19 protein-coding genes are annotated in these 23,998 nt (G+C 68.7%); 7 read left to right on the top strand and 12 right to left on the bottom strand.

Going from position 1 to position 23,998, the window contains the following annotated elements; translation table 11 throughout:
* Nucleotides 1–4 precede the first annotated feature (4 nt).
* Both BM133_RS25825 and BM133_RS25820 read right to left on the bottom strand, forming a co-directional pair.
* Complete coding sequence (locus BM133_RS25825) at nt 5–2,965, bottom strand: right-handed parallel beta-helix repeat-containing protein (protein ID WP_143100219.1); 2,961 nt, start codon at nt 2,963–2,965, stop codon at nt 5–7.
* A gap of 31 nt (nt 2,966–2,996) precedes the next feature.
* A complete protein-coding gene (locus BM133_RS25820; RefSeq protein WP_093440241.1) occupies nt 2,997–4,061 on the bottom strand; it encodes a porin in 1,065 nt (354 codons plus the stop codon).
* Between the two features lie 243 nt (nt 4,062–4,304).
* Between BM133_RS25820 and BM133_RS25815 the strand changes: the two genes are divergently transcribed.
* Entirely contained in the window at nt 4,305–5,018 is a 714-nt protein-coding gene (locus tag BM133_RS25815) for a FadR/GntR family transcriptional regulator (protein WP_093440239.1), read from the top strand.
* 45 nt (nt 5,019–5,063) lie between these two features.
* Here the strand turns inward: BM133_RS25815 and BM133_RS25810 are convergent, their stop codons facing one another.
* The 3 genes from BM133_RS25810 to BM133_RS25800 are packed head-to-tail and all read right to left on the bottom strand — an operon-like array spanning nt 5,064 to nt 10,187.
* A complete protein-coding gene (locus tag BM133_RS25810) occupies nt 5,064–6,047 on the bottom strand; it encodes a tripartite tricarboxylate transporter substrate-binding protein (protein ID WP_093440236.1) in 984 nt (327 codons plus the stop codon).
* Between the two features lie 31 nt (nt 6,048–6,078).
* Nucleotides 6,079–7,440 carry an alpha/beta hydrolase family protein gene (locus BM133_RS25805; protein WP_093440234.1) on the bottom strand — a complete coding sequence of 454 codons (1,362 nt, stop codon included), beginning with the start codon at nt 7,438–7,440 and terminating at the stop codon, nt 6,079–6,081.
* Nucleotides 7,437–10,187, bottom strand: coding sequence for a tannase/feruloyl esterase family alpha/beta hydrolase (locus BM133_RS25800; RefSeq protein ID WP_256219356.1), 2,751 nt, complete (start codon nt 10,185–10,187; stop codon nt 7,437–7,439). The genes BM133_RS25805 and BM133_RS25800 overlap by 4 nt, the downstream gene beginning before the upstream one ends.
* Nucleotides 10,188–10,351: 164 nt before the next feature.
* Here BM133_RS25800 and BM133_RS25795 point away from each other — a divergent pair, with 164 nt between their 5' ends.
* Both BM133_RS25795 and BM133_RS25790 read left to right on the top strand, forming a co-directional pair.
* Nucleotides 10,352–11,281 (top strand): LysR substrate-binding domain-containing protein, encoded by a 930-nt coding sequence (locus tag BM133_RS25795; protein ID WP_093440228.1) that lies wholly within the window; start codon nt 10,352–10,354, stop codon nt 11,279–11,281.
* Nucleotides 11,278–12,291, top strand: a complete 1,014-nt coding sequence (locus tag BM133_RS25790) for a Bug family tripartite tricarboxylate transporter substrate binding protein (RefSeq protein WP_093440226.1) — start codon at nt 11,278–11,280, stop codon at nt 12,289–12,291. Before BM133_RS25795 ends, BM133_RS25790 begins: the two co-directional genes overlap by 4 nt.
* Here BM133_RS25790 and BM133_RS25785 read toward each other — a convergent pair.
* Nucleotides 12,288–12,851 carry a putative glycolipid-binding domain-containing protein gene (locus BM133_RS25785; RefSeq protein ID WP_093440406.1) on the bottom strand — a complete coding sequence of 188 codons (564 nt, stop codon included), beginning with the start codon at nt 12,849–12,851 and terminating at the stop codon, nt 12,288–12,290. The two genes, BM133_RS25790 and BM133_RS25785, sit on opposite strands and share 4 nt — an antisense overlap.
* A gap of 61 nt (nt 12,852–12,912) precedes the next feature.
* Here BM133_RS25785 and BM133_RS25780 point away from each other — a divergent pair, with 61 nt between their 5' ends.
* The 3 genes from BM133_RS25780 to BM133_RS25770 all read left to right on the top strand — a co-directional run bounded on the left by BM133_RS25780 (nt 12,913) and on the right by BM133_RS25770 (nt 15,535).
* Nucleotides 12,913–13,530, top strand: a complete 618-nt coding sequence (locus BM133_RS25780; protein WP_256219355.1) for a YiiX family permuted papain-like enzyme — start codon at nt 12,913–12,915, stop codon at nt 13,528–13,530.
* 126 nt (nt 13,531–13,656) lie between these two features.
* Nucleotides 13,657–14,850: a Y-family DNA polymerase gene (locus BM133_RS25775; RefSeq protein WP_093440221.1), complete on the top strand. Its 1,194-nt coding sequence runs from the start codon at nt 13,657–13,659 to the stop codon at nt 14,848–14,850.
* Nucleotides 14,851–14,854: 4 nt separating this feature from the next.
* Nucleotides 14,855–15,535 carry a TIGR02117 family protein gene (locus BM133_RS25770; RefSeq protein ID WP_093440218.1) on the top strand — a complete coding sequence of 227 codons (681 nt, stop codon included), beginning with the start codon at nt 14,855–14,857 and terminating at the stop codon, nt 15,533–15,535.
* Nucleotides 15,536–15,541: 6 nt separating this feature from the next.
* On the opposite strand, the gene BM133_RS25765 is transcribed toward BM133_RS25770, so the two are convergent.
* A complete protein-coding gene (locus tag BM133_RS25765) occupies nt 15,542–16,588 on the bottom strand; it encodes a purine-nucleoside phosphorylase (protein ID WP_093440216.1) in 1,047 nt (348 codons plus the stop codon).
* A gap of 111 nt (nt 16,589–16,699) precedes the next feature.
* On the opposite strand from BM133_RS25765, the gene BM133_RS25760 reads away from it, so the two are divergent.
* Entirely contained in the window at nt 16,700–17,956 is a 1,257-nt protein-coding gene (locus BM133_RS25760) for a DNA topoisomerase IB (protein ID WP_093440214.1), read from the top strand.
* Here the strand turns inward: BM133_RS25760 and BM133_RS25755 are convergent.
* From BM133_RS25755 to BM133_RS25735, 5 genes are all read right to left on the bottom strand, one after another.
* Entirely contained in the window at nt 17,902–18,591 is a 690-nt protein-coding gene (locus BM133_RS25755; RefSeq protein ID WP_093440211.1) for a hypothetical protein, read from the bottom strand. The two genes, BM133_RS25760 and BM133_RS25755, sit on opposite strands and share 55 nt — an antisense overlap.
* Before the next feature lie 165 nt (nt 18,592–18,756).
* Entirely contained in the window at nt 18,757–18,936 is a 180-nt protein-coding gene (locus BM133_RS25750; protein WP_042578428.1) for a DUF3606 domain-containing protein, read from the bottom strand.
* Between the two features lie 133 nt (nt 18,937–19,069).
* A complete protein-coding gene (locus BM133_RS25745; RefSeq protein ID WP_093440209.1) occupies nt 19,070–20,566 on the bottom strand; it encodes a class I adenylate-forming enzyme family protein in 1,497 nt (498 codons plus the stop codon).
* 3 nt (nt 20,567–20,569) lie between these two features.
* A complete protein-coding gene (locus BM133_RS25740; protein WP_093440206.1) occupies nt 20,570–21,565 on the bottom strand; it encodes a Bug family tripartite tricarboxylate transporter substrate binding protein in 996 nt (331 codons plus the stop codon).
* 43 nt (nt 21,566–21,608) lie between these two features.
* Nucleotides 21,609–23,936 carry an acyl-CoA dehydrogenase family protein gene (locus BM133_RS25735; protein ID WP_093440203.1) on the bottom strand — a complete coding sequence of 776 codons (2,328 nt, stop codon included), beginning with the start codon at nt 23,934–23,936 and terminating at the stop codon, nt 21,609–21,611.
* Nucleotides 23,937–23,998: the final 62 nt, after the last annotated feature.

Raw genomic sequence — 23,998 nt, 5'->3', positions numbered from 1 at the left:
CGGCTTACTGCGTCACATCGACGCGATCGATCTGCAGGTAGGCACCCGCCACCTTCTTGAGTACCAAGGTATGCGGGCCCGCGGTGAGGCCCGCCGCGCTGTAGACCGTTCTCTGGCCCTTGTACACCGCGACGGCCGGAATGGTGATGTTCTGTGCGGTGGCGCCATCGAGCGAGGCGGCGAACTGCACCGCCGCCGTATCGACCGGCGCCAGCACGCGCACGCCGGTCCCGGTGAAGGCGACGGTCATTTCATCGCCGTTCGCCTGGGTGTAGCGCACATCGAAATTGAAGTCGCCCGACGCCGGGTTGCGGTTGGTGGAACGCCCCCAGCTGCCGCTGACGGCGATGCCCGACCAGTCGTCGTTGTGCACGGCCAGCGATGGAAAGACCAGGTCGAACTCCGTCGTCACGTTGTTGCGCTGGACCTTCACGTGCAGCTTGCCGTTCGCAGCCTCCGCGCCGAGGGCGGCGTTCAGGTCGTTGCTGTCCACGATGTCCTTCACCTGGCCGGCCACCGTGGCCTGCAGGAAGACATCGTTGGCGAGCACGCCGCTGGTCGCCGCGTCCGAGCCCGCCGACACGGACTGCACCAGCACACCCGCCACGCTGGGCAGGCCCGCCGCGGAGCGCTCGCCCTCCGTTTCCACCGACTTGACCTGCGCTCCGAGAAAGTCCGACGGCGTCTCCAGCACCACCACCTGGACGTTCAGCGGATCGAAGACCGGTTTCTTCGCCCTGGGCTTCAAGCGCGGGTCCTGCACGCCGAACTTGTCCATCGCGATGTTCTGGAATCCGACGCCCAGGGCCGGCGAGTTGGCCGCGACCGTGAAGTCGCCTTTCTCGCCGTCGGCAAACATCGGATCGCCCGAGACCTTCGAGTTGGCATCCCAGCCGATGGCCTGCGCGGCCTTCAGCGCGGCGGTGGTCGGCAGCAGGTTGTTGTCGACGAGTTCGCCGTTGTTGCCGCTGCCTACGCCGATCGGCTGGTAGGCCCCCATCACGATGTTCTTCTCGAAGCGGTCCAGGCTGTTGGCGAACCACACGTGCGGATGGAAAGTGTTGTTCACCAGGACGTTGTTGCGGTTGATGCGCTTGAAGCCTTCGCGGTTCTTCAGCCCGCCCTTGAGCAGCACGTTGTTCTCGATCACGTAGTTGGTCGAGCCGTCGTCCAGGTCGATGTCCCATCCGTGGTCGCAGCGAAAGCGGTTGTTGCGGATCGCGGTGGGCTTCATCGCATCCAGGAACGGCATCTCCGGGTGCGCGGTGAGGTCGGCGTTCGCGTTGCCCGAATTGCCCGGCGGGAGCTGCCCCCAGTACCGGTCGCGGCCCCACGAGTTGAAGGCGCCGTGGTCGCCGGTTTCCAGCACCGTGTCGAACACGTCGTTGAACTCCAGCACATGGCCGCCCCAGGTGCCGTCGCCGATGTTGATGCCCGCGCGCGGCGTGCCGTAGATGCTGTTGCTGCGCACCGTGATCTCCGAGGCCATCGAGATTTCCACGCCGGTGGCCTGCTTCTCCCTGAAGCCGATGTCATGGATGAGGTTGTTCTCGGCGATGGACTGCGACGGGTAGGCATTGGTCTTCGGCCCGGGCGTCTTGTCCATCTCGGCGTAGCTGGTCCTGGCCGCGTAATGAAAGCCGGGCGAGCGCACCGCCTCGGGCAAGCCGACGAAAAGAATGCCGCTCGCACCGACGTCCTGGATCTCGTTGCCGCGCACCGCGACGCGGCGGTTGTAGCCGCTCACGAACACTGCGTTGCCGCCCAGCGCATGCATGTCGTTGCCGGCGATCTCCACGTCTTCGGCGCCTTCGATGTAGACGGCGCCGCCCCGGAAGACCTTCCAGTCGCTGCGCAGCAGCGGCTCGGTGGTCTTCATGAAGGTGGTGCCGGTCTGCGTGAGCACGAGGCCCTTGATGGCCACGTCGTGGACCGGCGTCGCCTCCGATCCCTTCAGCACGATCAACTGCTCGACAAGGCCCTTGTCGGCGCCGCCGCTCACCTCGATGCGTGCGGTCCGCGGATCGCTGCCCGTCTTCGGAATGAAGTAGAGCTTCTTGCCCGCCACGTCATGGAACCACTCCTGCGGCACATCGAGCTCCTCGAAGATGTTCTCGACGAAGCTGACGCTCCAGTTCGGGCCCTGCTCCATGCGGTTGTTGCCCGTGCCTTCGCTCAGCTCGAGCGTGTTGCCGGGCTTCTTGCCCTTGATCTGGTAGTGGATGTCGCCCCACTCGGCATTCAGCATCACGTGCGCATAGCCGCCCTGGGGGTTCTTCCAGGTCGCCACGCGCGCCGGGTCCGTCGCCTTGCCGCTGCCGTTGAAGAAGATCCTCTCGCCCGATTCGCTGCGTGGCTGGAAGTTGGGATAGCGCGCACGCACCTGGCGCTCGCCATCGATGTACAGGTCGTCGAAATCGGTGCCGTCCGTGGCGGCGGTCCAGACGCCGTTGCCGGTCATCGACCATTGCAGCGCATCGAGCCTTCGCGCGCCGCTGAGCACGGGCTGCGTGCCGGGCACCGCGGCGATCGTGAAGGGCTTGCCGGGCGCGCCCGACAGCGCCGGGCCGAGCACGATGGTCGATGCCAGGTAGTGCGTGCCCTGGTCGAGAAAGATCGTCCGGCCCGCGGGCGGCACGCTGCCGGCGCCGGCCTGCGCATCGGCGGTGGCCTTCGCCACGGCCTGCTTCAGCGTGGCGAAGGGCCTGGCCTGCGTGCCGGGGTTCTGGTCGCTGCCCGTGGGAGAGACATAGAGATTCGTCGCATCGACCGGAGCGACAGGATCGGTCGGCACGACAGGCGCAACGGGATCGCCGCCACCGCTGTCACCTCCACCACCTGGCAGCGGAAAGAACCCGCTCCCGCCTCCGCCCCCACCACCCCCGCACCCCGCCAGGCCGAGCGCCAGAACCATCGCCGCCATCGCGCCGCCGATCGCACGCGTGGACACAACACATTCAGTCATTTTTTTGCTCCCTGTGTGATTGCGTGCGACGTCAGAACGTATGGCTGATGCCGAAGTACGTGCCCGACTGCTTGCCGCCCGCGGGCGGGTTGTTGTTGGTGGCTTCCACCGAGAAGTTGGCGGTCTCGCTGTTGTAGACCTTGCCCACCGATGCGTAGAGCAGCGTGCGCTTGGAGAGCGCGTAGTTCGCGCCCAGCATGTACAGGTTGGCGCTGCCGGCGTTCCGGTTCTGCGTGACGCGGAACATCGAGCCGATCAGCGTCAGCCACGGCGTGATCCTGTAGTTGGCGCCCAGCCAGTAGTGGTTGGCCTTGCTCGGTGCGTTGAGCGGTGCATCGGGTGCCGACAGCCGCTGGTAGCCGACGAACATCTTCAGGTCGTCGAAGAAGGTGGCGGTGCCGCCCAGCGTGAGCTCCTTGGACTGGTTGAAGAGGTCCGAGTACTTGCCGTTCTTGTCGCGCGCCACGTCGTAGATGGCGCGCACTTCGAACGAGGGCGCGATGTACGACACCGAGACGCCGTCCTTGCGCAGCTTCGTGAAGCCGTCTGTCTGCTCGCCCAGGCCCGTCTGCACGGTGGCGCTGAAGCCGCCCCAGGTCGGCGTCGTGTACTCGATGCCGTTGTCGTTGCCCTGCCAGTTGCGACCGCGCACCAGCGTCGCGGTGCCGATGAACTGCTGGCCCGTCGGGTCGATGTACCAGACGTCGTTGGCAATCGACAGGTTCTTGCCCAGCACCAGCTTGCCCCAGTAGTCCTGCAGGCCGACGTAGGAGCGACGGTTCAGCAGCAGGTCAGCGCCGTTGGGGGTGGCCTTGGGCAGGTCGAAGCCGCCTTCGAGCACGAAGAAGGCGGCCATTCCGCCGCCCAGGTCCTCCGTGCCCTTGACGCCCAGCATGCTGGTGCCCCATTGGTTGCCCGCCGCGCGCCACAGGTGACCCCTGCCCTGGCCCGAGTCGTTGGCGATGTTGTTCTGGTAGTCGGCGCCCGCAACGGCGCGACCGTAGAGGGTGACGCTGCTCTGGGCTTGGGCGCTCGTCGCACCGAGGCCAAGGCTGGCGCCCAGGGCGCTCGCCATGGCGATGGTTCGGAAATTCATCTTCTTGTCTCCTGTTGTTTTCTGAATGGAAAGATGCGGACCGGGGGAACAGGTACTGGTGTGTGACAGCTTTTTTGGCCTTACCAATTTGGTATGACCACTTTGCCATGATGTCGAATTGGCCTTACCAGAACAAACCCTTTGCGGGTTTTCCCGGAAGGAACGAGGCGAGATAGGCGAAAAGTAGCCGTTTGAAAATGTCAAACTGGCATGACCAGATAGCCCCCGTCCCGCATCGATGCCATGCAGCCCCCCGCCAAATCCAACGACACCCGCCGGCTCTACCAACAGATCGCGGACCAGATCCGGGCCTTCATCCGGGACGGCAACCTGCCCGCGGGCGCGCGGTTGCCTCCGGAGCGGGAGCTGGCGTTGCAGTTGGGGGTGTCGCGGCCATCGCTGCGCGAAGCGCTGATCGCCCTGGAGATCGACGGGCGCATCGAGATACGGATGGGTTCAGGCGTCTACGTTTGCGCGGCGCACGACGCACCCGAGCGCGCCACGCCGGCGGTCGGCGAAAGCCCCTCGGAAATGATGCAGGCGCGCGCGATGCTCGAAGGCTCGGTGGTCACGCTGGCCTCGGCGCGCGTCACGCCGCAGTTCCTGGAGCGCGTGAGGGCTTCGCTGGAAAGCATGCGCCAGGACGGCCTGAACGGCCGCACGCAGATCGAGAACGACCGGCGCTTTCACCTCGCCATCGCGGAGATGACGGGCAACTCGGTGCTCGTGCGGCTGGTGGGAGAACTGTTCGACGGGCGGCACAGCCCGATCTCCTCACGCATGAGCGCGCGAACGGAAGATTCGCAGGCCTGGAAGGCGGCGTTCGTGGAACACGAGGCGATCTACCGCGCGCTGGAGGCGCGGGACCCGCAGGCCGCGGTGGCGGCGATGCTGCATCACCTGAGCGCATCGCATGCGCGGTGGACGGCGGAATCCACGCCGGCCTCCGCGGAATGAACAACGAGCGCCGCGCTGAAGAGCGGCGCTCCCGGCCAACGTGCGTCAGTCCGCGTAGACGCCGGCCGCCTTGATGACAGGCGTCCACTTCGCGATCTCGCCGATCACGAACTTCTTGTGGCCCGCCGGTTCGATGCGGCCATCGGTCGCGACCACGGCGCCCAGCAGTTCTTCGCGCTTGATGAAGTCCGGGTCTTTCAACGCAACCTTCAGCGCATCGTTGAGCTTCTTGAGCACCGGCGCCGGCGTGCCCTTGGGGGCATAGAGGCCGTGCCAGATCGTGACCTCGAAGTTCTTCAGGCCCGCTTCGTCCAGCGTGGGCAGGTCCTTCAGGAGCGGCGTGGTCAGGCGCTTGGGCGTGGTCACCGCATAGGCCTTGACCTTCTTCGCCTCGATCTGCGGCGAGGTGTTGGTGCTCTGGTCGCACAGGAGGTCGATCTGGCCGCCGATCAGGTCGGTGATGGCCGGCGCGGTGCCCTTGTAGGGGACGGGCGTCATCTCGGTCTTGGTCGCGCTCTGGAACAGGAGCCCGCACAGGTGCGAGGCCGAGCCCACGCCCGCGTTGCCGATGTTGATCTTGCCCTTGTTGGCGGCGATCCAGGCCGTGAGTTCCTTGTAGTTGTTGGCCGGCAGGCTGGGCTTGGAGATCAGCGTCATCGGCACGTCGTTGACGATGCCCAGGTACTCGAAGTCGCTCTCGACCTTGAACGGCACGTTGCGCACCAGCGTCGGCACGGTCGCCATCGCGATGTGGTTCAAGAGCAGCGTGTAGCCATCGGGGTTGGCGCGCGCCACCTTGGCCGCGCCGATGGAGCTGCCCGCGCCGGGCACGTTGTCGATGATCACGCTCGCGCCGCCCAGGGGCTTGCGCAGTGCCTCGGCCAGGTCGCGCGCCACGCGGTCGGTCGGGCCGCCTGCGGCGAAGGGCACGACGATGGTCACGGGCTTGCCCGCGGGAAAGTCCTGCGCATGCGCGCCGACAGCCAAGGTGGCCAGGGCAACCGCCGCGAGGGCGAACATTTTTTTCATGGAAGTCTCCGTCAAGGTCAAAAAAGAAAACTCAGGGCGCGCGCGAAGGCACGCGGCTCTCCAGCGTGGGCGGTTGCCACTCGGGCTTGATGTGGCAGCCGTTCTTGCCGTCGGTGTCGTAGCGCGGCGCGAGCGATGCGCAGCGTTGCGCCAGGCCCTGCGGCGTGGGCTTCTCGCCCTTGTCGATCCAGTCCATCAGCGCGCCGAAGAGCGCGGGGTATTCCGAATCGCTGAGATAACTGTGCTCGCGCTCGGCGCTGAAGCTCTGCACCAGGTTGCCGCCGGTGCCGGCCGCATCGCGGATGCGGCGGTAGGAGTTTTCGAGCTCGACGAACGCGGTCGGGTCGTCGATGGCATGCAGCCCCACCGTGGGCAGCGAGGTGCGGCCGGTCGGCTGGCTGTCGGCCGCGAGCGCGCCCTTGGCCTGCGGGTCGGCCGCATAGCGCGCGACGCCCGCGTTGAGCGCCGCGTCGTCCGCCGAGCCGCTGTAGACCACGCCGATGTTGCCGAAGGGGTTGCGGCCGTTCAGGCGCTTCTGCACCAGGTCCTGGAAGAGCCACGTCGCCCAGTTCAGGTGGCCCACGAGCGAGCGCTCCTGGATCTTCACGACCGAGAGAATCGTCTTCAGGCGCGCCGCCTGTTCCGGCGTGCGCTGCGCGGCGGGCATGCCGACGCCGGTGCATTCCTTGACGCGCGCGGCGAGCTCGGCGCGGGTGAGTTTCGACGCGAGCGGCAGGCCCATCCACAGCGGGTACTGCGGCTCGTCGGGGCGCGGATGGTTGCGGCAGACGTACTGGTAGACCACGCGCAGGTCGAGCCGGAAGTCGTAGGCGCTGTTGCCGCCGCCGAGCACGCCGCTGGTGAGCAGCAGGCCGTCGTAGGGACTCTTCGCATCGCCCAGCGGCGCATAGAGTTCGGCCGCCTTCGCCGCCACGCCCGCGCCGTAGCTCTGGCCGTGCAGCAGCGTGCGCTTGGGCTGGCCGAAGTGGCGCACGAAGATCTGGCGCAGGCGCTCGGTGTCTTCGGCCGCCATCGTCACGCCGTAGCCACCGCGCCGGTAGGTGGAGCCGGCCCACGCGTAGCCGGCCTTCACGGTGACAGCCCAGCGCTTCAGGTCTTCCTCGCTGCGCTCCAGCTTGGGCGGACCGGTCTCGGGGCCGCCGTGGGCGTGCATCACGAGCACGCGGTTCGCGTCCTTCGTCCAGTCCTTCGGGATGGCGATCCAGTAGAGCGCGCCGGTGCCGTCTTCACCGGTGTAGCAGCGCGCGGCCTCGGGCACGGGGGCCGGGCAGGTCGCGGGCTTGGGTGCTGCGACAGGGGCCGCATGCGCGGACAGCAGCGGAGCCGTGCCGAGGAGGGCGAAGGCGGCAAGGTGCGACAGTTGTTTTTTCAATGGCGTACTCCGAGTTCGAGGGCTGCGTTGGTTCCCGCGGTGGCGGTGGAAAGGAACACGAGGACACCGTTGTTGAAGATGAAGTTGCCCGGGCGGCCCGCGTCGGCCTGTGCAACGCCCTTCACTGGGGTGTCATAGGTCAGTATCGCGGCAGCGCCGCCGAGGTTGAAGCTGCTGCCCGCCACCGTGGCGTCGTGGTTCTCCCCCTTCACGCTGGAAAGCGCGTAGCTGCCATCGGCCGCGCCGGGCGCCAAGGGCAACTGCGGCGTGAATACGCGCAGGCCGGCGTTTGTCTTTGACGCGCGCACCAGATGCACCGGCACCGGATTGCCGTTGACGAGACCGATCACCATCGAGCCAGTGATCACGCCCCCCTCGGTCACGGCGCTGCCGCTCGCGTCGGTGGTGTGCACGTCGAAGGCATTGCGTGTCGCGTTGTAGGTGATGTAGCCCTTTTCGGGACTGGTGCAACTAGCGAGGTAAGGCACGAAGCCCACGACCGGATCGCGGCAGTACTGGAAGGTGCCCGCATTGCGCAGTTTCACGGCGAACGCTTGCGCCGCCGTGGTCACCTCGCCCACCATGCTCGCCGTGTCCTGCTGGACACCCACCACGTTGCCTTCGAACGCGACCGGATTGAAGACCGCGGGCTTGGCCGCGTTCTCGAAGGTGTTCTGGAACGCAAGCAGCGGCGCGAAGTCGTCGCCCACGGGTGCATTGACGCCACCCGCAAGCACGCCACCCGCCGCGAAGGTGAAAACCGCACCGGCCTCGCTGCTGGCATAGCTGCACAGTCGTCCCTGTGATACCAGGGTGCCTGAGCGCTGCACGCCCTTGCGGCCATCCTGGACGCTCTCGTCGATTGTCACGGTATAGGCCATGGCGGCCGGATCGATCTTGACGCTCAGCTCTTCGCCGAAGCTGTTTCCGCCCTTGTAGGTGGTAACGGCTGCAGGCAGGTTCGGGCACGCCAGTGGGTCGCCGACCTCGGTCACGCAGCTGTAGTTGACCGCCGCATCGAGGCTGCCGCTGCCCTTGTACTTGGGCCAGCTCGGGAACAGGCACAGCGGACGCGTGCGTCCATAGGTTGCAGGCACTGCATCGACCGCCACGCCGGTGGCGGGTGCCAGGCCGCCCTCGACCCAGCCTTCAAGTGCGGCGAGCGAATCCCAGTTGGGAATGAACACTCCCGTGCCGTGGCCCATGCCGGGCACGGTGTAGAAGCGCATGCCCTTGTCCACCGCCGCTTGGCCCAGCGTGGCGACGACCTGCTTGTAGTAGTCGATGGTCGAGTTGTTGCTGATCACTTCGTCGGCCAGGCCGTGCAGCATGATGAGCCGGCCACCGTGATCAAAGAATGGCGCCAAGTTAGGGTTGGTCGCATCGGTGAGGTTCGACACCTCGGTCACGCGCGCGGTGTAGGCGCCCGGGGCGAGCGGGTTGAAGGTGACCGGATCGAAGTCGGCGATGCGCGTGACGAAGTACTTCACCCACTGGTCGCCGGTGACGTACACGTTGGCGTCCCGCTTGGTGGGGCTCGTGCCGAGGTCGCGCGAGGTGTACGGGCCGGCCACCAGCGTGCCTTCGAGGATGTTGTAGCCACCCGCGCGCTTTATGCCATTGGCCAACGAGTAAGTCGTGAAGTCCAGCGGGTATTCGATGGCGCGCACGGTGTCGAGCTGTTCTTTCGACAGGCAGGTGGGGGCTGTGTCCAGGCCGCCGGGGCAGGCCAGCAAGTCCAGGATCTGCGTGTTCAGCTGACGGCAGCTTTCCACGTTGCTCACGATGTTGTCGACCGCGCCGTCGAGCTTGTCGCAGGCATCCATTGCCACTTTCTGCACCCGCAGCGTTTTGTCCAGGCTCAACCAGCCAGCAGCGTTGTTGCCATAGAGCGCACGCCCCACCGCCACGTTCGACAGCCGCGTGCCCGTGTAGTTGAGCGCAGGCTCGTTCGCGATCACACCGTCGTAGTCCAGCGGCCAGCGCTGGATGTAGCTGAGCGCGTCGCGCCCGCCGGTCGAGGTGCCGAGGAAGTACGCATGCTTGGGCTTCATGGCATAGCGCGCGAACACCAGCGCCTGCGCCACGTCGCGCGTCTTCTTGAGCGACAGGCCGCCGTAGTTGGCGAGCTGCTCGTCGTTGGCGGCGAACTTGCCGTCGGTGATGCTGCTGGACTGGTGACCCGAGTCGTCGCCGTAGGTGGCATACCCGAGCGCGAGCGGCGCGGGCTTGCCGGCGGGGCCGAAGCGGATGACCTCGGTGCCGTCGATCAGGACGCCGTCGAAGCCGCCGCCGCCGAAGTGGATGGTCTTCTGGTTCCACTTCTCGGGCAGGTTGACCGCGAAGTTGATGAGCTGCGAAGCCGGGTCCACCGGCTGGATGGTGCCGCGCACGCGGCAGTAGTCACCCAGCTGGTTGCCGGCGTCGGTCGCCGCCACGGGCGTGGCGCTGGTGACGGTGGCGCCCTGCGTGGGCAGGCTGATGAGCGAGGCAGGCAGGCTCTTGCCGGTGAGGTCCGCGCAGGCGACCACCGGCACCACGGGCGGCGGGTTCTCGGGCGGGTTGCCGGGCGGATCTGTGTCCGGCAACCCGCCGCTCGATGGCGGGTTGTTCGGCACGATCGGGAAGAAGCCGGCGCCGCCGCCTCCTCCCCCACCGCCGCCGCAAGCGGCCAGGACCAGTGAAACCAGCGAAATGCCGATCGCGGGGCCGAACGAACGGCCAACGCGAAGGGCGGCGTCGATCATCGAAATCTTCGAGCGGGGGCGCTGTGTGCGCATGGACTTGTCTCCGGCATGCGGCCTCGGAGGGCCGCTTTTTTGAATGGGCGGCCGGACGATAGGTGTACGAGTGACTTCGGGTCAAATAAAATAAAAGTACACATCCGATACGAAAAAAATATGGAGACCTCATGGAGATGAGACCGCTGCGGTACTTCGTGGCCGTTGCCGAGACCGGCCACATGACGCGCGCCGCCGAGCAGTTGGGCATCCAGCAGCCGCCGCTGAGCCAGGCGATCAAGGCGCTCGAACGCGAGCTGGGCGTGCTGCTGTTTCGCCGCCATCCGCGTGGCGTGGCGCTCACCGATGCGGGGCGCCTCTTCCAGGTCGAGGCGCTGCGCATGCTGCAGGACATGGAGGCCATGAAGCAGCGCATGGCGCGCGTGGCCAATGGCGAAGTCGGCACGCTGGCGGTCGGCTTCACCAGCTCGGCCGCGGCGCACCGCTTCGTGCCCGAGGCGCTGCGCGCCTTTCGCCGCGAGCACCCTGGCGTGGAGCTGCAACTGCGCGAGAACAACGCGGCCGAGCTGACCGAGGCGCTGGCCGCCGGTCGCCTGCACTGCGGCTTGCTGCGCGTGCCGGTGGCGCGGCCCGAGGGTCTTTTGTTCGAGACGCTGTTGCGCGAACCGGTGCTGGTGGCAATGCCGAGCGACCACCGCTTTGCCGTCACTCGAAAGAACAAGGAAAAGGCCTCGCGCCCGCTGCCGCTCGCGCGGCTGTGCGAGGAAGGCATCATCCTCGTGCGCCGTCCGGGCGCGCCGGGCCTCTATGCCGAACTGCTGGCGCTGTGCCACGCCAAGGGCCTGCGCCCGCGCGTGGTGGCCGAGGTGGACCGCATGATGACCAACCTGAATCTCGTGGCCGCGGGTGTCGGCCTGTCGGTGGTGCCGGCCTCGATGACCGGCGTGCACGCGCATGCCATCGCCTACGCGCGCCTGGCCGACGGCGGCCAGCTCGACGCGCCGCTCACGCTGGTGTCGCGCGTGGAAGAAGACAACCTGCCCGCGCAGCACTTCGCCGCGCTGCTGCGCAGGCACGCGAGCGAGAACCCGGGGTCATGAGCGTTGCCTTGCTGCCCCGCCGCCGGTTCGTGCGCCGCACGGGCGCCCTGCTGGCCGCTGCCTGCACCATGCCGCAGTTGCTTCACGCCGCAACAGCCTCATCGCCATCGCCCTGGCCGAACCGTCCGGTGCGCCTGATCGTGGTCTATCCGCCGGGCGGTGTGAGCGACGGCATGGCCCGCGTGCTGGCCGACCCACTCTCGCAGGCGCTGGGCGTGCCGGTGCTCATCGAGAACCGCGCGGGCGCGGGCGGCAGCATCGGCATGGACGCGCTCTCGCGCGCCACGCCCGACGGCTGCACCCTCGCCTTCTCCGCCATCAGCCCGCTCACGCTGCACCCGCTGATCGCCCGCGTGCCCTACGACCCGCTGCGCGCCTTCGCGCCGGTAGCCAGCGTGATGCGCACGCCGGTGCTGGTGGTCGGCACGCCGGCCTTCACGGGACACGGCTTCGCCGACCTGATCGCCCTTGCACGCAGCCAGCCCGGCGCGGTGCGCTGGGCCACCTCGGGCGTGGCCACCATCGGGCACCTGGTGCTGGCGCAGGTGCGCATGCAGAGCCGCACCGACATCACGCACATCCCCTACGCGGGCGGCGGCCCGCAGCTCAACGATGCGCTGAGCGGGCAGTTCGAGGTGCTCTCGACCAACGTCGCGGCGCAGCAGTTGCAGTACATCGAAGGCGGGCGGTTCCAGGCGCTTGCGGTGGGTGCGCCTGCGCGCATCGAGGCGCTGCCCGCGGTGCCCACGCTCGCGGAACTGGGCTACGAGCGCGCGAACCGCGATTCGCTCTTCGGCATCTTCGCCCCGGCGCGCACGCCTGCGGCGGTGGTGCAGCGGCTGAATGCGGAGATCAACCGCGTGCTGCGCAGCGACACGGTGCGTGCGCGGCTGCGGGGGGCTTACAACCTGCCGGCCGGCGGGAGCATCGAGGACTTCGCGCACGAGATCGCCGTGGACCGGCGGCGCAACCGCGCGCTGGTCGCGGGGGACCGGTCGCAGTTCGACTAGTTTTCGGCGACCCAGAGCCGCGGATAGTCGCGCACGAAACTGTCTTCGGTCACACCGAGCACGGCCTCGTAGTCGAAGCGCTTGGCCACATACGCGTACTCGCTCTCGCTGCGCCGTTCGTAGCTTTGCATCAGCTCGCTGAGCACGCCGCCGCCATCCAGATCGACCCAGGCGGCCGGCGCATCGGCGCGTTCGCCTTTGGAGAGATTGAGCCGCCGCAATTGCAGCAGGTTGGTGGCGGGCGTGAAGCCCAGGTCCAGGTCCACGCAATGCGACAGGTCGGGCACGGCTTCGTCGTTGAGCTTCCAGTGGCCATGCGCATCGCGCGCGATCGACAGCTCGACGGCCGAGTCGCCGAGCCAGCCGCGCACCATGCCCCATTGCGTGTGCCAATGCAGGTCGCAGCGCACGCGGTAGTGCAGCTGGGCGATGCGCCCGTCCTCCTGGCGGAACACGGCCGCTCCGTCGAGTTGCCATGCCGAGGCATTGCGCTCGAGCCGGCAGGCGTCGTGGCCCGGTGCGTCGAGCCTGCGCCAGAGAATGGAGGCGACGGTTTGCATGGCGCGGATGATGGCACCGGCATGCTGCACCGCGCAAGCGGCATCGCGCAAAATGCCCCGCATGATGAAGGCCCTTTTCACGACGCTGCTCGCCCCTCTCCTCGCGCTGCTGGCAGGCGGCGCCGCGCACGCAGCGGTGCTGAAGGACGGCGACATCGTCTTCCACACCTCCCGCTCGGCCCAGAGCGTGGCCGTGCAGCGCGCCACGGGCTCCCGCTACAGCCACATGGGCATCGTGCTGCTGCGGGACGGCAAGCCCTTCGTGTTCGAGGCGGTCTCGACCGTGCGCTACACGCCGCTCGCGCAATGGACGGCGCGCGGCAACGGCGGGCACTACGTGGTCAAGCGCCTGCGCGATGCCGACAAGCTGCTGACACCCGGCGCCGTGGCCCGCCTGCACGCCCGCACCGCCGACTTCGCGGGCCGGCCCTACGACCTGACCTTCGAATGGTCGGACGGCCGCATCTACTGCTCCGAGCTCGTGTGGAAGCTCTACCAGCGCGCGCTGGGCGTGCGCATCGGCGAGCTGCAGAAGATCCGCGAGTTCAACCTCGGCGATCCGGCCGTGCGCGCCAAGATGCGCGAGCGCTACGGCGACAAGGTGCCGATGGACGAACCGGTGATCTCGCCCGTGGCGATGTTCGATTCGCCGTTGCTCGCGACCGTCGAGACACGCTGATCGACGACCGATCCGGTGCCCCTCGGCGGGCGCAACCCCGCCGGCCGCGAGACAATCGTTTCCGTGAGTTCCCCGCCCCCCCCGCCCCGTCCGGCAGGCCCCATCCGCCGCATCGCCCACCTCGACATGGACGCCTTCTACGCGTCGGTCGAGCTCTTGCGCTATCCGCAGCTCAAGGGCCTGCCGATGGTGATCGGCGGCGGACGCCGCACGGTCGACGAGGCCATCCGCAACCTGCCCGAGGGCGGCACGCTGGCCGACATCCCGGTGGAGGCCTTTCCGCGGCTGAAGGACTACACCGGCCGCGGCGTGATCACCACCGCCACCTACCCCGCGCGCCAGTTCGGCATCGGCTCGGCCATGGGGCTCATGAAGGCGGCCAAGCTGTGTCCGCAGGCGCTCATCCTGCCGGTCGATTTCGACGAATACCGACGCTTCTCGCGCGCCTTCAAGCAGGTGATCCTGGACATCGCGCCGCTGATGGAAGACCGCGGCGTGGACGAGGTGTACATCGACTTCACCGACGTGCCCGGCGGCCAGCGCGACGGCGGGCGTTCGCTGGCGCGGCTGATCCAGAAGTCCATCCTCGACGCGACGGGCCTGACCTGCTCGATCGGCGTGGCGCCCAACAAGCTCATCGCCAAGATGGCGAGCGAGTTCAACAAGCCCAACGGCATTTCCATCGTCCACGAAGGCGACCTGGAGAGCCGCATCTGGCCGCTGCCCTGCCGCAAGGTGAATGGCATCGGCCCCAAGGCCGACGAGAAGTTGAAGCGCTTCGGCATCGAGACCGTGGGCGAGCTCGCGGCGCGCGAGCGCGACTGGCTGATCCAGAACTTCGGCAAGGCCACCGGCGCGTGGATGCACGAGGTGGCCTGGGGCCGCGACGACCGGCCGGTGGTGACCGAGAGCGAGCCCGTCTCGATGAGCCGCGAGACCACCTTCGAGCGCGACCTGCACGCGGTGCGCGACCGCGCCGAGCTGGGCGCGATCTTCACGCACCTGTGCGAGAAGCTGGCCGAAGACCTGCAGCGCAAGGGCTACGTGGGCAAGACCATCGGCATCAAGCTGCGCTACGACGATTTCAGGATCGCCACGCGCGACCAGACCATCGACCGCTTCACCGACGACGGCAAGACCATCCGGCAGGTCGGCGGGCAGTGCTTGAAGCGCGTGCCGCTGGAGCGGCCGCTGCGCCTCTTGGGCGTGCGCGTGGGCGCGCTGGCGAAGGCGGGAAGCCCGGAAGCGCTGGCGCCGACCGGCGCGGGCGCCTCGCGCACCCCGGCGGAGCCGGCCTCGGCCACGGCCTCGCTCTTCTGAAACCATGATCGAACGCTGGCTCCGGCGCATCGCATTCACGCTGCTGGGGTTCGTGCTCGCGGTGGGACTGTATGCAGCGGTGGCCTGTGCGCTGGTGCTCTGGCCTGCCAACGCGAAGCCGGCCGCGGAAGCACCGGCCGTGGAAGCCTGGGTGTTGAGCAACGGCGTGCACACCGACCTCGTGTTCCCGGTCCGGTCCGCGACCATCGACTGGCAGCAGCTCTTTCCGCTCGCCGACTTCAAGGCCGTGCCGCCCGATGCGGAGTTCATCGCCATCGGCTGGGGCGACCGCGAGTTCTACCTGCACACGCCCACCTGGGCCGACCTCACGGCCGCGCGCGCCTTCGGTGCGCTCGCGGGTGGCAACCGCGCGCTGATGCACATCACGTACCTGCAGCGCGCGCAGATGCGGCGCGGGGCGTTCAGGCTGCCGCTCTCGCAGGCGCAGTACGCGCAGCTCGTGGCCTATGTGCGCGCCTCGCTGCCCTCAGGCCGCGCGATCCCGATTGCAGGCGCGCACTACGACAACCAGGACGCCTTCTACGAAGCCGAAGGCGGCTACAACCTCTTCGAGACCTGCAACACCTGGACCGGCCGGGGCCTGCGGGGCGCGGGTGTCACGGTGAGCCGCTGGACGCCCTTCGACTTCAACGTGACCTGGCACCTGCAGCCCGCGCAGCCCTGAGCCCGCTCAGGGCTTCGGCACGCCGGCCTGCCACTGCGGCCAGTTCGCAACGATGTGGTCCACCACGCGCGTGCCGACCAGCGCGATGTTCTCCACCGTCTCGGCGAAGCCACCCGCCGTCTCGCCCGGCGCAGGGTCCAGGTGCTGCAGCGTGCCTTCCTTCGGGTTGCCCTGGTCGAAGTTGACCGCGCCGCGCAGGCTCATCACGCGGTCGGTGCCGTGGGTGCGCTTGATCACCAGGGTGATGGCGGCGGCCTCCATTTCGGTGATGACGTAGTCGTCCGCCCCGTAGAGCCTGGCGATGTACTGCGCCTGCTTCGACATGCCCGGGCCGTGGAAGAAGGTGTCGCCCGTCATGTGGGTGCCGGTGCCGACGAAGGGCGCGCGGCGCGCCGCGGCGTCGGGGTAGCGCAGGCGGTACTTGCGGGCGGACTCCGAATCCTTGAGCGGCGTGTCGGCCGAGAGCCTCATCGCCCAGCCGACGAGGTCGGGGTTGAGCTTGAACCGGCGGTAGTCCTCGTAGCCCTTGCGCGGCATGAAGGTCGGCTCGCCGGCCTTGTTTTCCTCGGGCGCCCAGCGGTGGCCGAGGTCGTAGTCCACGAGCCAGGTGGCCCAGCTCACCTCGCCGATGGTGCCGCGCGAAGGCGGCGTGCCGGCCACGCCGGAGATCACGTAGTAGGCCTGCGAGAAATCGAACTGCGGGTTCAGCAGGATCGCCTGCATCGACGACGACGAGTTGACCTTGCCCATGCCGAGCACCGCGCCGCACACGCCGTCGGCGTTGCAGTACACGGGTTGCAGCGCGCCCGGCACGGCCATCGGCCTGGCGCCCTTCCAGTAGCGTTCGTACCAGTACTGGAACTCGCCGGCGCGGTCGCCGGTGTTCTGGCCGATCTCGAACATGGCGGCCACGAAGACCTTGACCTTGACGGGCGCGGCCGATGCACCCGATGCCGTCGGCGCTGGCGAGGTGGAGGCACAGGCCGTGGCGAGCAGCGCCGCGGCGCACAGCGCCGACCAGCGGGCGCAGAGAGAGGACCAGCGAGGAAGCATGATTTTTTCGGGCGGGAATGGGTGGAAGAGAGGCGCCAACAGCTTGCGGCGTCCTACACCGGGGGATTGTCGGTGCTGGCACAAGCGGATGCATCTCCAGACGCAAACCTCATGCCGGCCTCCACTTCGCCCATCGCCAGACCGCCCGCCAGGGCGCCCTCCAAGCCCACGCCCATCGCCAACGGCCTGGTCTACGTGAACCCCGACATGCCCGGCATCCAGCGCCTCAGGCACGGCGAGCGCTTTCGCTACCGCGATGCCAAGGGCCGGTGGCTGCGCGACGTGGACGAGATCTCCCGCATCCGCATGCTGGCCATCCCGCCGGCCTACACGCAGGTGTGGATCTGCCCCCTGCCCAACGGCCACCTGCAGGCCACGGGCATCGACGCGCGCGGGCGCAAGCAATACCGCTACCACCCCGACTGGCGCGTGATGAAGGACGAGACCAAGTTCGACCGGCTCGAGGCTTTCGCGCTCGCGCTGCCACGCATCCGCGCCCGCGTCGCGCGCGACCTGCAGCCGGTGAAGGGGCAGAAGATGCCCGGCCGCAGCCAGGTGCTGGCCGCGCTCGTGCGCCTGCTCGACACCACGCTGCTGCGCGTGGGCAACGAGGAGTACGCGAGCAGCAACGGCTCCTTCGGCCTCACCACGCTGCGCAACCGGCATGCGGCCGTGCAGGGCTCCGCGCTGCGGCTGCACTTCAAGGGCAAGAGCGGCGTGATGCACGAGGCCAAGCTCGACGACCCGCGCGTGGCGAAGGTGGTGCGCCAGTGCCAGCAGCTGCCGGGGCAGGCGCTTTTCCAGTACGCGGACGAAGAGGGCGAGTTGCGCGGCGTCTCGTCCACCGACGTCAACGACTACATCGCCGAGGCCGCGGGCGCCACCGACGCCTCGCAGGGCGACCGCTTCACTGCCAAGGACTTCCGCACCTGGCACGGCACGGTGCAGGCATTGGAGCTCACGCGCCTGGCCTGCGAGCCGGGCCGCGTCGCCGCGGACGGCAGCCGCTACAGCGCCAAGGACATCCTCGCGGCGGTGGCCAAGCAGTTGGGCAACACGCCGGCGGTCTGCAAGAAGGCCTATGTGCACCCGGCCGTGCTGGCGCTGGGCAGTGCGCTCGCGAGCGACGACGAGGACGCCGCCGCCACGCTGTTCGAGAAGATCGCCGGCCGCGCCACGGCCAGGCCTTCGCGCGGGCTGTATGCGGCGGAGCGGCGGCTGCTGGCCTTCTTGCGGACGCACCGGCAGGCACACCGACAGACGCAAGCACGCGAACGACGCGCCGGCGAGCATCGCACCGGCAAGCGCAGGCTTCAGCCGGTCGCGAGCGAGAAACGCACGCTGTCGCCTTCCACCGCGATGGCGTAGCCCATATCCTCGGCAAGGTTCTGCAGCGCGATCGCGTCGATGGCCAGCGCACGTGGCGCGCGGTGCGCGTCCAGCACGGGGTTCGCGGCGCCGGGTTCGCGCGGCAAGGCAATGAAGCGCAGCGCATCGGGGCCGTCCGCCTCGACCCGGATCGCACCGGCTTCGGCCGCACCGTCGTGCAGATAACCCAGGGCGCCCAGGAAAAGGTAGCGCAGCGCGGCACCCGCAGGACGGCGCGGCTCTTCGTCCTGTGCATCGAGCGGCACATCGAGCGAAGGGTCGGCATCGAGCATCACGCCGTGCAGGTCGAAGGCCGAACGCATCAGGTTCACGCACTGCGCCACCAGCGCGCTGCGGGTGATGCCGTCGTCGGTGGTGGCCAGTTCCCAGTCGCGCAGCGAGCGGATGGCCTGCACCAGTTCCGACACCTGGTTGTCGATGAGGGCCACGCGCTCTTCGCAGGCGGCCGGATCGATGGGCGTGGCCGCCACCTGGCGCTTGAGCATCAGGAGCGCCATGCGGACCACCGAGACGGGCGCTGCCATGTCGTGGCGCAGGGCCGGCAGGGCGCGCGTGAGCAGTTCATGGCGCACGCCGGCAGCGATCCAGCTGCGCGCTCCGGGCGAGGACTTCATTGCGCTGCAGCCCAGGTCGGGGTGCAGCCCGTGCGGCGGGGGACTGGGACGGTCACGGGAAATTTCCTGAAACGGGGGAGAAGACAACGAGTATCGTGCCCGCCTCCCCGCCAAGGTGTAGGAGCGTGCCTACGCCCCGGCGCCCACGTCCCGGACTTCGGGAGCTCAGGGTTTCCCGAGGTAGGTGCGGATGTCCTTCACCTCGACACCGGCGGCGGCGACGGCCGAGCGCAGCTGCGCCTCGGTCACGCCCAGCGTCTGGGTCCAGTAGCGGACCTCGTGGGATTCATTGACATTGATGCGGGCTGCATCCTGCGGTCCGCGCTTGCTCAGGTCATCGGCCATGGTGTGGATTCCTTGTGTGAAGGCCACCACGATGCAGCTTGCGAGAGCGACCGGCTGGCGGACGGCAGCGCACCTCTTTGCAGGATAAGTCCGAGGGTGTCCATTGGAGGCGCGTTGGCGGCGTCCCGCAGACTCACGACGCCCGGGCACGTGCTTGCAGTTCCCGCTTGAGCAGCTTGCCGTTGGCGGTGGTGGGCATGGCATCGATCACCTCGATGCGGGCCGGCCGCTTGTAGGGCGAGAGGTGCTCGGCCAGGTAGGTGCGCAGCGCGGCCTCGTCGAGCGAGGCGCCGGGCTTCAGCTCGGCGAAGGCGACGATCTGCTCGTTGCCATCGGCCTCCGGCACGCCGACCACCGCGCACAGGTGCACGCCCTCGAAGCGGCCGATCACCGCCTCGATTTCCGCCGGGTACACGTTGAAGCCCGATCGGATGATCATCTCCTTCAGCCGCCCCACCACGAACAGCGCGCCGTCGTCGCCGAAGCGCCCGAGGTCGCCGGTGGCGTACCAGCCGCCGGGGCGCATCACCTGGGCGGTGGCGGCCGCGTCGCGGAAGTAGCCGAGCATCAGGCCGGGGCCGCGCAGCCAGATTTCGCCGGTGTCACCCGCCGGTACCTCCTGGCCATCGATGCCCACGATGCGCGCTTCGCCGCCCTCGACCGCATGGCCGGCCGCCGTGTCCGCACGCGGCGCTTCGGTGCGCGTGAGGAACACCGAGCCCGCGTACTCCGAGAGGCCGTAGCCATAGTGCAGCGGCTGGCCGAACAGGTGCTCGACGCGCTGCTTGAGCGCGAGGTCGAGCGGCGCGGAGCCGGTGTACACGTAGCGCAGACGCGGAAAGCGCGGCGCCGCGCGCTCGGCCTCGATGTGCGCCAGCAACCGCGCATACATCGTCGGCGGCCCGAGCAGGTTCGACACCTCCTCGTGCGCCAGCGCCTGCAGCATGTCGGCCGGCGAGAAGCTGCCGCGCAGCACCAGCGACGCACCGCCCGTGAGCGCGGCCATCAGCACCGTGCCGATGCCGAAGATGTGGGTCATCGGGAGGAACGCGTAGACGCGGTCGCGCCCGTCGAGCGCGCGCACGGCCGCCGACACGCGCCCGAAATGCAGCAGCCCGCGGTGCGACACCATCACGCCCTTGGGCGTGCCCGAGGTGCCGGAGGTGAAGATGATCGCGGCGGTGTCGGCCAATGCCGCATCGGGCTCGGGCCGTGCCTCGGTGCGCACGGTGGAATACATGACGCCCGGCAGCCTGGCCGTCGCGGACGTTGCGCGCTCCGCATGCAGGCGCGCGGCCACCGAGGCGCCGGTCGTGTAGCAGCACAGGCGCGCATCGGCACGCTCGACGATGGCCGCGATCTCGCCCGGCGACATGCGCGCATTCACGCCGCACGACCACGCACCGATGCGGCTGCACGCCATCAGCAGCGCGATGTGCGCGGCGCAGTTCTCGGCGACCAGCACCACGCGGTCGGTCGGGCGCACGCCGGCATCGATCAGGTCTTGCGTGGCCGTGTCGGCCATCGCCTGCAGCGCCGCGTAGGTGGTGGTGCCGCCGGGTTCGAAAAGAAAGACGGCCTCCGGCGTGCGGATCGCGCGTTCTTGCAGCAGGCTGTGGATGCGATGCATCGGCTATTCCGCCTCGATGCCCTTGGACGCGGTCGCCCAGAGCTTGCGGTCGGACTGGCCCTTGGTCGCGAGCAGATCGGCCCCACCCGACCACACGTCGTAGCCCTGTTCGCGCAGCCGGTTCGCGATGTCTTCGCGCGCCAGCATCCTGTGCGCCGCGGCGTTGATGCGCGCGACCAGCGCTGGGTCCATGCGCGCCGGTCCGTAGAGCCCGAACCAGCCGCCCACGTCGTAGTCGGCCACGCCCGATTCGATCATCGTCGGCACGTCGGGCAGCATGCGGTTGCGCTGCCGCGAAGTGACCGCCAGCGCGCGCAGGCGCCCCGACTGGATGAAAGGCCGCGAGGTCGCGATGATGTCGAACATCATCGGCACCGTGCCCGCCATCACGTCGGCGAGCGCGGGCGCGCTGCCCTTGTAGGGCACGTGCGTGAGCTGCACGCCGGTCATCTTCTCCAGCAGCGCGCCGCTCAGGTGGTTGGAAGCGCCCACGCCCGCCGAGCCGTAGAAGAGCTTGCCGGGCTTGGCCTTCGCATAGGCCAGCAGCTCGGCGACGTTGCGCACCGGCAGGTCCTTGTTGACCACGAGCACGTTGGTGTAGTCCACCAGCGGCGCGATGGGCGTCAGGTCCTTCATCGGGTCGAACGGCATGCTGCGCTGCACGTTCGGGTTGATCGTGATGGTCGGGCTCGCGCCGAAGAACAGCATGGCGCCATCGGGCGGCGCCTTGGCGACCGCGTTGCCGCCGAGCGAGCCGGCGGCGCCCGGGCGGTTGTCCACGATCACCTGCGTGCCGAGTTCCTGGCCCAGCGCGGGCGCGAGCAGGCGCGCGGCGCCATCGACCGGACCGCCGGCCGAATAGCCGACCACGAGCTTGATGAGCGACGGCAGCGGCTGCTGCGCGTGTTGCGCGAAGACGCGCGAGGGCAGCATGGACAGCAATGCGCTGCCCGCCAGCGCGGCCACGGCGTGGCGCCGGGAGAGGTCGAGGGATTCCATGAGCGTTGTCTCCTGTTGTTTATTTCTTCGGCGCTCGCACCGCTCAGGCCGGAAGGTCCAAGACCTGCCGCGCGAGGATGTTGCGCTGGATCTCGTTGGTGCCGCCGTAGATCATTGCGGCCGTCGCGCCGATGAGCGGCGAGAGCACGTTGAAGGTCTGCCCGTCGAGCACCTGGTCGCCCGCGACCGCGCCCTGCTCTTCGCCGGCTTCGACCAGCAGCGCGCCGATGCGGTGGTAGGTCTCGCTCGCCCAGATCTTCAAGAGCGACACCGACGCGGGCAGCGGCTTGCCGGCGCGCACGATGTTGGCGAAGCTGGTGTAGGCGGCGGTCAGGTCGGCCACGTCGAGCCGCAGCGCCGCGAAGCGCTGCGCGAACACGGGCTCTGCGAACAAACGGCGCGCCTCTGCGAGCCGCGCGAGCTGGCCCAGCGCGTACTGCGACTGCTTGGGGCTGCCGAGGAAGATGCGCTCGAAACCCAGCAGCGCCTTCGCGATCGTCCAGCCGCCATGCAGCTGGCCGACGAGGTTCTCCGCCGGCACGCGCACGTTGTCGAAGAACACCTCGCAGAACTCCGGTTCGCCCGCCAGCGTGTGAATCGGCCGCACCGTGATGCCCGGCGTGCGCAGGTCGCACAAAAGAAAGCTGATGCCCTCTTGCTTCCTCGCCGTCTTGTCGGTGCGCACGAGCATGAAGATGTGGTTGGCGTCCTGCGCGAGCGTGGTCCAGATCTTCTGGCCGTTGACGATGAAGTGATCGCCCTCTGCATCGCGCCCCGCGATGGCCTCGGTGCGCAGGCCCGCGAGGTCGGAACCGGCATTGGGCTCCGAATAGCCTTGGCACCAGACGTTCTCGCCGCTCAGGATGCGCGGCAGAAAGCGCTGCTGCTGTTCGGGCGTGCCGTGCTGGATGAGCAAGGGCCCGATCATCACGATGCCCTGGTCGGGCGCGCGCGCCACGCCGTATTGCTCCAGCTCCTCGATCCACGCGATGAGCTTGTCGGCCGGCAGGCCCATGCCGCCGTGCGCCTCGGGCCAGGCCGGGGCGATCCAGCCCTGCGCCGACAGCGTGAGGTACCACTCGCGCATCTCGCTCCATCGCGCGCGGTGCGAGAGATAGCGCAGCGCCTGCGGATAGCGCTGGTGCAGGAAGCCGCGCACCATGCGGCGGAACTCGGCCTCGGGCATGGCGGACCAGTCGGCGGTGCGGGGGAACTCGCCGGCCCATGCGGCAGCGGTTGTCGTTGCTTCGCTTTCGCCTGCGAGCAGGCCATGCCGATGCCGATGCGCGGTGACGTTGCCCAGCCACGCCGAGAGACACAGCACGCGCTTGTAGAACAGGCTCAGGTCGCATTCCTGCGTGTAGCCGATGGCGCCGTGCAACTGCACGGAGGTGCGCGAGGCCTGCAGCGCCGCGGCGGTGCAGCGCGCATTGACGCGGCTTGCCTCGGCTTCGAGCCGGTCCACCGGCAGCCCGGTGTTCGCCAGCACCAACACCTCGTTCAGCGCGGCCTGCGCCACCTCGAGGTGGATGAACATGTCGACGCAGCGGTGCTGCAGGGCCTGGAAGCTGCCGATGGGCTTGCCGAACTGCGAGCGGGTGCGCAGGTAGGCCAGCGTCTGCGCGAGCATCGCCTGCCCCGCGCCCAGCAGCTCGGCGGCCTGCAGGATCTGGCCGGCCGCGAGCGCATGGCGCAATGCGTCTTGCGCGGCGGGCCCTTCGGCCAGCACCGCATCGGACGGCAGCGCGACCTGCTCGAAGCGCAGGCTCGAGGCCTGTCCGCCATCGACCAGCGGCACCACGGTTTCGCTCACGCCTTCGGTGCCCCGCGGCACCCAGAGGATCACCGCATCGTCGTCGCCGCGTGCCGACACCAGCCAGCCGCTCGCGGCGCTGCCGGGCAGCACCATGAGCTTTTCTCCTTGCAGCAGCACGCCGCCCGCATGCCCTGCGCGCGCCTCGCAACCGCAGGCGAGCGGCACCGCGCTCAGGTCGCCTGCGCTCTCTTGCCACGCCAGTGCAGGCAGGCTGCGGCCTGCGATCAGGTCAGAGAGCAATGCACGGGCGGCGGGCGTGTCCAGCCGCGCCAGCAGCAACGCGCTGAGACCGGCCACGGCCAGCAGCGGCTCGGGCGCCGCGTGCTCGCCGGCCGCACGCAGGATTTCCGCCGCGCCATCCAGTTCCAGCCCCAGGCCGCCCGCGGATTCGGGCGCGAGCATGCCCGTCCAGCCCAACTCCGCGAGCGCGCTCCAGCCCTGCGCTTCGCCGGCATCGGGCTGCTCCATCAACGCACGCCGTCTTTGCGTGGCGCGGCTGCGCACGAAGTAGTCGAGCGCCGCTTCGCGCATTGCCGAGAGTGATTCGATATCCATGGCTGCAGCGTGGCAGAAGACCCCGGCGGGCGGCATTTGCATTTGCCGAAGGGAGGGTTTCG

Origin of the sequence: Variovorax sp. 770b2, assembly GCF_900115685.1 — a bacterium.
Classification (GTDB): Bacteria; Pseudomonadota; Gammaproteobacteria; order Burkholderiales; family Burkholderiaceae_C; genus Variovorax.
The sequence above is the reverse complement of the archived record's forward strand: the minus strand, read 5'-3'. Positions and strand labels throughout refer to the sequence as shown.

Excerpts from the sequence above, each read along its gene's own strand:
- BM133_RS25780 (WP_256219355.1), top strand. The coding sequence starts at position 12,913 with ATGATGAAGGCCCTTTTCACGACGCTGCTCGCCCCTCTCCTCGCGCTG.
- BM133_RS25810 (WP_093440236.1), bottom strand. The coding sequence starts at position 6,047 with ATGAAAAAAATGTTCGCCCTCGCGGCGGTTGCCCTGGCCACCTTGGCT.
- BM133_RS25795 (WP_093440228.1), top strand. The coding sequence starts at position 10,352 with ATGGAGATGAGACCGCTGCGGTACTTCGTGGCCGTTGCCGAGACCGGC.
- BM133_RS25820 (WP_093440241.1), bottom strand. The coding sequence starts at position 4,061 with ATGAATTTCCGAACCATCGCCATGGCGAGCGCCCTGGGCGCCAGCCTT.
- BM133_RS25745 (WP_093440209.1), bottom strand. The coding sequence starts at position 20,566 with ATGCATCGCATCCACAGCCTGCTGCAAGAACGCGCGATCCGCACGCCG.
- BM133_RS25785 (WP_093440406.1), bottom strand. The coding sequence starts at position 12,851 with ATGCAAACCGTCGCCTCCATTCTCTGGCGCAGGCTCGACGCACCGGGC.
- BM133_RS25800 (WP_256219356.1), bottom strand. The coding sequence starts at position 10,187 with ATGATCGACGCCGCCCTTCGCGTTGGCCGTTCGTTCGGCCCCGCGATC.
- BM133_RS25735 (WP_093440203.1), bottom strand. The coding sequence starts at position 23,936 with ATGGATATCGAATCACTCTCGGCAATGCGCGAAGCGGCGCTCGACTAC.
- BM133_RS25760 (WP_093440214.1), top strand. The coding sequence starts at position 16,700 with ATGCCGGCCTCCACTTCGCCCATCGCCAGACCGCCCGCCAGGGCGCCC.
- BM133_RS25775 (WP_093440221.1), top strand. The coding sequence starts at position 13,657 with ATGGACGCCTTCTACGCGTCGGTCGAGCTCTTGCGCTATCCGCAGCTC.
- BM133_RS25750 (WP_042578428.1), bottom strand. The coding sequence starts at position 18,936 with ATGGCCGATGACCTGAGCAAGCGCGGACCGCAGGATGCAGCCCGCATC.
- BM133_RS25765 (WP_093440216.1), bottom strand. The coding sequence starts at position 16,588 with ATGCTTCCTCGCTGGTCCTCTCTCTGCGCCCGCTGGTCGGCGCTGTGC.
- BM133_RS25755 (WP_093440211.1), bottom strand. The coding sequence starts at position 18,591 with ATGAAGTCCTCGCCCGGAGCGCGCAGCTGGATCGCTGCCGGCGTGCGC.
- BM133_RS25825 (WP_143100219.1), bottom strand. The coding sequence starts at position 2,965 with ATGACTGAATGTGTTGTGTCCACGCGTGCGATCGGCGGCGCGATGGCG.
- BM133_RS25770 (WP_093440218.1), top strand. The coding sequence starts at position 14,855 with ATGATCGAACGCTGGCTCCGGCGCATCGCATTCACGCTGCTGGGGTTC.
- BM133_RS25815 (WP_093440239.1), top strand. The coding sequence starts at position 4,305 with ATGCAGCCCCCCGCCAAATCCAACGACACCCGCCGGCTCTACCAACAG.
- BM133_RS25790 (WP_093440226.1), top strand. The coding sequence starts at position 11,278 with ATGAGCGTTGCCTTGCTGCCCCGCCGCCGGTTCGTGCGCCGCACGGGC.
- BM133_RS25740 (WP_093440206.1), bottom strand. The coding sequence starts at position 21,565 with ATGGAATCCCTCGACCTCTCCCGGCGCCACGCCGTGGCCGCGCTGGCG.